Origin of the sequence: Anaeromusa sp., assembly GCF_028691475.1 — a bacterium.
Classification (GTDB): Bacteria; Bacillota; Negativicutes; order Anaeromusales; family Anaeromusaceae; genus Anaeromusa.
Genome location: NZ_JAQUZF010000112.1, coordinates 1 through 8043, shown reverse-complemented (window position 1 = coordinate 8043; position 8043 = coordinate 1). Strand labels below are relative to the sequence as shown.

The following is an 8043-nucleotide window of genomic DNA, read 5'->3' as shown; positions in this document are numbered from 1 at the left end:
GCGTTTGGATCTTGGCTGGACACGCCAACAGGCCCTGCTGGAATTGCGTCTGCCGGAGTTTCATCTGGCGGCAGCGTTTTCAGCAGGGCTTCAATTTCTTCTTGTGTTAATGTTGCGTGAGGCGCCTTGTCATTCATTGGCATCGTTCCTTCGATTGTTCTGAGTAGGCAAGGCGATTAGGAAGCAGGCGCTTCCTCCCAAATGGCTTGCGGCATAGCTGCAGCCAGAACTTACCTTGCAAAATGACCGGAGTATGGTATCATTACTTAATAACTAGCACAGGAACTTGAGAATAAGTAACAAGTTTATGTGCTACGCTCCCCAAGAGCAGGGAACCGATTTCGCCTAAACCGCGCGTGCCGCACAAAATTAGATCAATTGGGTTGGCGGCGGCATAGCTTATGATTTCATCGGCGGGATTTCCGTCGAGAAGAACGGTTTCAATCGTAAGGCCTTCCTTTAAAAAAGCCTCTTTGGCCTCGTTTTGCAAGTCTTCCAGATATTGCTTGGCGGACATTTCAAACTGCAGCAAGTTAGCTGCCTTGCCGATGGGATATTGCGCCAACGGTTCAAACACGCTTAGTAAAACGGTGGCTGCACCGCTTTCTTTGGCGAAGCGGATCGCCCAGGGCAGGGCCTTGAGGCTGGTTTCTGAACCGTCGAATGAAAAGACAATGCGACGAACACTCATCCAAAACACCTCCCAGCGAAAATGGATTTATTGCTATTCTTACTAGGTTACCTGTTTTATTCGCTGTTTATTTAGGGAATCCTGTTGGCTGTTGAAAATTAAGCCCTTTGGCCCCTTCAGGCCAAAGGGGAAAAAGTTCTATGGCTTGAACCAGAGTCACGGGAGTCAAGGGCGGCTATGCATGAGGGAATGGTTGAAGTCGCTGATTCTCTTGTTCAATTATTTTTAAACGATAACTCTTGGCAGGAAAGAGCCAAGAGGACTGCGAATCTAATACAAGATATACTTCTTATTTTTGGAAACGAGGTTGTTGCATGACGCAGACACGAATTCGGCCGCTGGTGGAAGGCGGTATTTTATCGGCGATTGCCATTGTTTTTGCTTTGATGAGCGCGTATTTGCCCATCTTGGGACCTTTTGTCAATATGCTTTGGCCAGTGCCGATTATTCTTTTGGGAGTTCGCCATGGCTTTCGCTGGAGCGTGATGGCTACATTATCGGCGGGCGTACTAATTGCCGTATTAATGCATCCGCTGCACGCATTGAGCGTGGTGGTCGGATTTGGTTTAATCGGTATTGTTTTGGGACATGCGATTCGAGAAGCCTACTCACCAGGAAAGGCCTTGGTTTGGGGTTCGTTGGCTTCGCTCCTTTCCAAGGTGGCCGTTCTGGGGCTGAGCGCCTTCATTTTAGGTATCAATCCCTTGGAAATGCAGATTGATGTTATGGCCAAAGGCACGGAAGAGGCTCTAGCCATGTACCGCTCCATGGGAATGCAAGAAGAAGAATTGCAGCGCTTGGCGGCGACGATGGGCCAACTGGTGGATGTATTGCGTATTATCCTGCCTGCCGGGTTTGCTATGGCGGCCGTGGTGGACACGTATCTCAATTTCATTGTGGCGCGGTTGGTGTTGCGCCGCTTGGGCATGGAAGTGCCGGCGTTCCCGCCGTTTCGGGAGTGGCGCTTTCACGGCGGTCTTGCTTATGCGTACGCCTTGGCGCTGGTGGGAGCCTATTGGGGCTCCAGCCGCGAGTGGTTATGGCTGCGGGACATCGCTATGAATGTGCAAGTTATTGCTAGTTTGTTTTTGTTTGTACAAGGCTTGTCGTTAGTGGTATTTCTGACGGACAAGTATCGTTTGCCTAAATTTGTGCGTGGTTTGATTTTGTTGTTACTTGTAACTAATGGTTTTTTGACGCAAATGGTGATTTATGCCGGTGTGGCCGAAGCCTGGGTAGATGTGCGTCGGCTGCGTAAACCGGGGGAACCATCGTAGGAGGCGACTGTCATGAAACTCATTCCCGACTTTTGGCGGGAGGCCCGTCTCTATTTGATTGTGGCGCTGTGCCTGTTGGCGCTGGTTGGTTTTTACAATTTATATCTTACGTTGTTGGGCGCATTTTTCTTAGGAGCGTTGTATCTATACGGGCGAGAGCAGCGATACGAGAATCAGCGTGAACTGGAAGCGTACATAAAGAAATTGGCGGTACAAGTGGGAGCCGCAGAAAATTATGCGTTGGAAGAGCTGCCCTTGGCGATTGCGGTAATTGATCAAGAGGGCTTGGTTTGTTGGCACAATGATCGTCTGTTGGAATGGTCGGAAGGCCGTCTGCATACGGGAACGCGCATTGATTTGCTTTGGCCGGAACTGCTGCCTAACGGTTGGTGGGGACAGGCGGGGGAATTTACCTTTATGGCTGGCGCCCATTATTATCTAGTATTGCACCGGCCAGCGGAAGAACGCATGATTTTGTACATCCAAGACATGACCGAAGAGGAAGGGCGTCGCTTGGCTCTTAAGGCGGCGTTGCCCGCCGTGGCCTATGTCCAGATTGACAACTTTGACGATGTCCTCCAGGGACTGACGGAGAGTAAGCGTGCAGAGCTTCTCGCGGCGGTGAATAAGGAAATTGTCGACTGGGTAGGCGGACTAAAAGGATTTTCCAAAAAATATACTCGTGATATTTACTTGGTGATGTTGGGGCGCGGCCAGTTGGAAAAAGCCATGCGCGAGAAGTTTGAAGTTCTGGATCGGGTGCGGGAGCTTCATGCAGGCAATCGCATCCCGGTGACTCTCAGTGTGGGCGTAGCTACCGGCGAACCGTCGCTGGCGGCGCTGGGGGAACGGGCGCAAATCGGCCTGGATGTGGCTTTGGGACGCGGCGGCGATCAGGTTGCGGCGTACTGTGACGGCAAGGTGCAGTTTTTTGGCGGCAAATCCAAGGCGGTGGAAAAGAATACCCGTGTTAAGGCGCGGACGGTGGCGCAGGCGGTGCGAAAAAGCATGCTGGATGCGTCCAACGTTTTGGTTATGGGCCATGTAGGGGAGGATTTCGACAGCTTGGGCGCTGCCATTGGCGTGGCTCGCATGGCGAGGCACCTCAAAAAAGAAGTTCGCGTCATTGTTAGTCAGCCGGGCACAGCCAGCCGTAAGCTGGAAGAGCTTTTATCCGACTATAGCGAGTACGAGGGGCTCTTGGTCCCGGCGGATCAGGCGCAAGCTTTGGTCGAACCAGGCGTTTTGCTGGTGGTAGTGGATACGCATCGGCCGGGGCTGGTGGCGGCTCCGGAACTGCTGAGCCTGATTGAACGTACGATTGTCATTGATCATCATCGGCGCAGTGAAGATTTTATTTTAAATCCCTTTTTGGTATATCTGGAGCCGTCTGCTTCTTCGACCAGCGAAATGGTAGCGGAGCTTTTGATGTACTTTGATGAATCGGTGGAGTTGACTCGTTCGGACGCTACGGCGCTGTATGCCGGCATTGTAGTAGATACGAAAAGCTTTACCGTGCAGGCGGGAGTGCGCACGTTCGAGGCGGCGTCTTTTTTGCGGCGCGCTGGCGCCGATCCGGTGCTTGTGCGCTACTTGTTCCGTACGGATTTTGCCACTACCCAAGCCAAAGCGCGCATGATGGTGGATACGGAAATGCTGCCTGGCGGGGCGGCCGTATCGGTTTGTCCGTCGGACGTGCGGGACGCTCAGGTGGTGGCCTCGCAAGTGGCGGACGGGCTTTTAATGGTGGAAGGCGTGCATATGAGTTTTGTGCTCTTTCCTTATGAAGACGGCGTAGGCATTAGCGCTCGCTGTCAAGGGGACTACAATGTACATGTGATTATGGAGCGCTTCGGCGGCGGCGGTCATCAGACGGTGGCCGGGGCGCAAATCCGCGGCGTTACGGCAGCGGACATAAAAATGCAGCTGGAGGAAATCCTCCGCGAGATAGCAAAGGAGAGTGCAGCAGATGAAAGTAATTCTGACGCAAGAAGTTAAAAAATTAGGTAAAAAAGGCGATATTATCGAAGTGGCGGAAGCTTATGCGCGCAATGTGCTGTTTCGGCAGCAGTTGGCTATTGAAGCTACTGCGTCGAATGTGAATACCGCCAAGCAGCAGTCGGCTGCTAAAGAGCATAAAGAACAACGCGCCCATGACGAAGCGAAAGTATTGGCTTCACAAATGACGAAGGTTAAAGTGAAGTTGGAAGTTAAAGTAGGCGAAGGCGGCAAGGTTTTTGGCGCGATTACGTCCAAGGACGTGGCGGATGCTTTGGTTAAGCAGCATGAGTTGGATGTGGACAAGCGCAAAATTGAAATTAAAGAGGCCATAAAAACAGTGGGGATCTATCCGGTGACTATCAAACTTCACCCCGAAGTCAGCACGCAGATTCAGGTGGAGATTGTTGCAGCTAAGGCTTGATCCTCATATCCTAATAGATCGGAGCCAAGCAGGGTATGAAAGATTTTCTACAACGTATTTTGCATAAAGAAGAAATGCCGGAAAAGGAGCCGCCTCAAGAAAGGCAGCTTTTGGTGTTGTACCGCACCTATGCTTCTTTGATCGGCCAAGAGAAGTTGATCATTAAGGCGGGAAAAATGGGCGTGTTGCCGCTGATGCAGTCGGAGCGCTTTGAACAGCGGTTGTTGGGTTTGGAACGTCTGGTTTTTGACGATCCTACCTTGAAGGATGCCCCGCCACGGCAAGAAACTCCTGCTGCTCTGCAGGATATTGAGAATCTGCTGGCGGACATGCTGGCCAAAAAGCGCGTCGAAGACCGCATTGAGAAAAAAGTAAACGAGAAGATGGAAGAGCGCCATCAAGAATATTTGCGCGACATTCGTTTGCAGGTGCTGCGGGATGAAGAAGGCGGCGAGACGCCGGCGATGCGCAAAAAATATGAAGAACTGGAAAAAATGGAAGAACGCAGCGTTTCTAAATCCGTTATGTCCATGCTGCGGCCAGCTTCTTTTGATGAAATTGTCGGCCAGGAACGGGCGCTGGAGGCATTGCGCTCCAAATTGGCGTCTCCCTATCCGCAACATTTGATTTTATACGGTCCTCCTGGCGTGGGTAAAACAACGGCGGCGCGCATTGCCTTGGAAGAAGCCAAGCGCTTGGCGTATACGCCATTTTCGCAGGATGCGCCCTTTGTCGAAGTAGATGGAACAACGCTGCGTTGGGACCCGCGGGATATTACCAACCCCTTGGTGGGTTCTGTACATGATCCCATTTACCAGGGCGCTCGCCGGGATTTGGTAGACAGCGGTGTGCCGGAGCCCAAGCCGGGCTTGGTGACCGATGCTCATGGCGGCATTTTGTTCATCGATGAAATCGGTGAAATGGATATTATGCTCCAAAGCAAACTGCTTAAGGTGCTGGAAGATAAGCGGGTTTATTTTGAATCGGCTTACTACGATCCCAATGACCCTCAAGTGCCTCCTTATGTGCGCAAGCTCTTTAAGGACGGCGCGCCGGCGGACTTTATTCTCATCGGCGCTACTACGCGTGATGCGGAAGACATTGCTCCGGCCATTCGCTCGCGTTGCGCGGAGATTTACTTTGAACCGCTGACGCCGCAGCACATTCAGACCATTGTGATTAACGCAGCCAGCAAACTCAAAGTGACTCTGGAAGAGGGCGTGGCGGAGTTAATCAGCGAATATACCATTGAGGGCCGCAAGGCTGTCAATATTCTGGCGGATGCCCATGGAGTTTCTTTGTACCGGCAAGACGGGGGGGAAGGACGCATTTCCTTGGAGGACGTGTACCGGGTGGCCCAGGTGAGCCGCTTGACGCCGTATGTCAGCCAGAAAGCCAGCACTACCAGCGAGGTGGGCAAAGTCTTCGGTCTAGGCGTGGCCGGCTATTTGGGCTCGGTCTTGGAAATTGAAGCGATGGCCTTTCCGGCGGCGGAAAAAGGCAAAGGCGCGATGCGCTTCAATGATACCGCCGGATCTATGGCCAAGGATTCGGTATTCAATGCCGCCGCGGTGGTGAGAAAATTGATCGGCGCGGATTTGGCGGATTTTGATTTGCATATCAATATTGTCGGCGGCGGCCGCATTGACGGTCCTTCCGCAGGGGTAGCCATTACGGCGGCGCTCATTTCCGCGATTTCCGGACGCGCCGTGCGGCAAAGCATAGCCGTAACTGGCGAAGTGTCCATTCAAGGACGCGTCAAAGCCGTAGGCGGCGTGTTTGAAAAAGCCTATGGCGCGAAACAAGCTGGCGTGCAGGTCATGCTGATCCCTAAGGAAAATGCCAAAGACATTCCCGAAGGTCATTTGGGGCTGGATATCCGACCGGTAGAAACGGTGTCCGAAGCATTGGCTATTTTACTGGAAGAAAAAGCAGCTTCGCCAGTAGTATAAGTGAACATAAATCCTCGTCGCAGGACTGGACCTGCGGCGGGGATTTTGTTTTTAGGTTAGAATTTTTGGCAGCCTTGTATTTGAGACAAGATTTGCGCGCACCTCGAAAAAGCAGACTAAAGCGGCAGTTTCTTAACTCGCTGTGCTCAAACAGGCGAAACTGTGATCCGCTTTAGACTGCTTTTTCGTCCTACGGACCGGTTTGCTCCAATAAAAGTCTCAAATACAATGGCCGCCGTCTTAGCCCTTTAGGAGGCCCATTCTTGTTCCTCTTAAACAACATGAAACTCATTCGGTCCCTCCGGTTCTCCGATTCTCTTGTTCAATCTAACCCTCATTCGTTCCCTCGCTTTACTCATGTTCAATTTCCGTTTTCTCCGTGCGCCGCGTTTTAGCAGGAGACTGTTTTCATGTGTCGAAAAATAACCAAAACAAACACTTCAGACAATGTGGAGAGGGGATGGTCAGCATGATGCGCATTTATGCTCCGCTCGAAAATCCGGAAAATGGCTGGAGGCCGCTTTTGGCCAAGGAGGAGCTGCATTGGCAGCCAGGCAGCCCGTTACGGGCGTTGGCTTATTGCTGGTGCGGCGCGACAAAAGGGTTTCCTAAAGAGGCAGCTGCCGTATTTGCGGCGGCCGAAGAGCCGGAACTGCAAAGCATGCGGCTGCTTTTTGCTTTTCCGGAGTTTCAAGTGCATCTTCCCGGCGGCGAAACGGCGTCTCAATGTGATTTATGCGTGCTGGCGCGGACCGATTTAGAGCAGCATGTGCTCATTGTGGAAGCGCAAGGAGAAGAGTCTCTAGGGCCTACGGTGGAGGAGTGGCTGCCGCCGGCAAGCTTGCAAAAAGGCAAGAGAGAACGGCTGCGGGCTTTTTTATCCTTGTTGGAGCTGGAAGAAGAAGCGGCGGCGAATTGCCAGTATCCCTGGATTCATCGTACCGTTGCCGCTTTGTTGGAAGCCAGCCGCCTTGGAGCGTCTAATGCCATGCTGGTAATCCATGCTTTTCAAGCGCCGCCGGAGGTATGGGAAGCCTATGTGCATTTTTTGGCTTGTTTAGGGCTGGAGGCACGCCGCGGCGGTATTACGCCAGCCGTGCGCCGAGGCGGCTGCCAATTGCGCTTTGCCTGGGTGGACGGAAATCCAGCCTGTATGCGCCGTTAGAAAGATTGTGCAAAAAAGCAGGGAATGCGTTATAATTAATGATTGTGAACATATGTTTTTGTTGCAGTACAGGAGGAAAGAAATTTGTTGATTGAACGTGTTCCCCCCCAGAATATAGAGGCGGAGCAAGCCGTCCTTGGGGCGATGTTGATAGAAAAAGAAGCGATCGCCAGGGTGACGGAACTTTTAAAAGGCGGCGACTTTTATCGTGAGGCGCATCGGCTGATTTTTGAGGCTATGCTGGATTTGTACAACCGCAATGAAGCAGTGGATATGATTACGGTCATCGAGCTTTTAAAGAGGGAAGACAATCTGGAAAAAGTGGGCGGTATTGCCTACGTGACATCGTTGGCGAACAGCGTGCCTACGGCGGCGAATGTGCATTATCATGCTAAGATTGTGGAGGAAAAGGCGCTTTTGCGTCAGCTTATCCAGACCTCGACGAAAATTGCCGCGTTGGGTTATGAGGGCAGTGAAGAGGTATCGCAAATTGTCGATCAGGCGGAGAAGATGATTTTGGAGGTATCCAACCGCCG

General features: G+C 52.0%; 7 protein-coding genes. 6 read left to right on the top strand and 1 reads right to left on the bottom strand.

Annotation, left to right across the window (positions count from 1 at the left end; all coding sequences use genetic code 11):
- Positions 1 to 262: 262 nt before the first annotated feature.
- Complete coding sequence (locus PHF27_RS12095) at positions 263 to 691, bottom strand: universal stress protein (protein WP_300070413.1); 429 nt, start codon at positions 689 to 691, stop codon at positions 263 to 265.
- Positions 692 to 1005: 314 nt separating this feature from the next.
- Here PHF27_RS12095 and PHF27_RS12090 point away from each other — a divergent pair, with 314 nt between their 5' ends.
- The 6 genes from PHF27_RS12090 to PHF27_RS12065 all read left to right on the top strand — a co-directional run.
- On the top strand, positions 1006 to 1968 hold the full coding sequence (locus PHF27_RS12090; protein WP_300070410.1) for a YybS family protein: 963 nt from the start codon (positions 1006 to 1008) through the stop codon (positions 1966 to 1968).
- A gap of 12 nt (positions 1969 to 1980) precedes the next feature.
- Positions 1981 to 3966 carry a DHH family phosphoesterase gene (locus PHF27_RS12085; RefSeq protein WP_300070407.1) on the top strand — a complete coding sequence of 662 codons (1986 nt, stop codon included), beginning with the start codon at positions 1981 to 1983 and terminating at the stop codon, positions 3964 to 3966.
- Positions 3938 to 4390 (top strand): 50S ribosomal protein L9, encoded by a 453-nt coding sequence (gene rplI, locus PHF27_RS12080; RefSeq protein ID WP_300070405.1) that lies wholly within the window; start codon positions 3938 to 3940, stop codon positions 4388 to 4390. Before PHF27_RS12085 ends, rplI begins: the two co-directional genes overlap by 29 nt.
- A 74-nt stretch (positions 4391 to 4464) precedes the next feature.
- Positions 4465 to 6342 carry a Lon family ATP-dependent protease gene (lonC, locus tag PHF27_RS12075; RefSeq protein WP_300070414.1) on the top strand — a complete coding sequence of 626 codons (1878 nt, stop codon included), beginning with the start codon at positions 4465 to 4467 and terminating at the stop codon, positions 6340 to 6342.
- A 469-nt stretch (positions 6343 to 6811) separates the two neighbouring features.
- Positions 6812 to 7507 carry a hypothetical protein gene (locus PHF27_RS12070; RefSeq protein ID WP_300070402.1) on the top strand — a complete coding sequence of 232 codons (696 nt, stop codon included), beginning with the start codon at positions 6812 to 6814 and terminating at the stop codon, positions 7505 to 7507.
- An 87-nt stretch (positions 7508 to 7594) separates the two neighbouring features.
- A partial coding sequence (locus PHF27_RS12065; protein ID WP_300070399.1) for a DnaB-like helicase N-terminal domain-containing protein occupies positions 7595 to 8043 on the top strand: 449 nt, incomplete at its 3' end.

Bases quoted from the DNA above. Each gene is read 5' to 3' on its own strand.
- PHF27_RS12090 (WP_300070410.1), top strand. From the start codon at position 1,006: ATGACGCAGACACGAATTCGGCCGCTGGTGGAAGGCGGTATTTTATCG.
- rplI (WP_300070405.1), top strand. From the start codon at position 3,938: ATGAAAGTAATTCTGACGCAAGAAGTTAAAAAATTAGGTAAAAAAGGC.
- PHF27_RS12095 (WP_300070413.1), bottom strand. From the start codon at position 691: ATGAGTGTTCGTCGCATTGTCTTTTCATTCGACGGTTCAGAAACCAGC.
- PHF27_RS12085 (WP_300070407.1), top strand. From the start codon at position 1,981: ATGAAACTCATTCCCGACTTTTGGCGGGAGGCCCGTCTCTATTTGATT.
- lonC (WP_300070414.1), top strand. From the start codon at position 4,465: ATGCCGGAAAAGGAGCCGCCTCAAGAAAGGCAGCTTTTGGTGTTGTAC.
- PHF27_RS12070 (WP_300070402.1), top strand. From the start codon at position 6,812: ATGATGCGCATTTATGCTCCGCTCGAAAATCCGGAAAATGGCTGGAGG.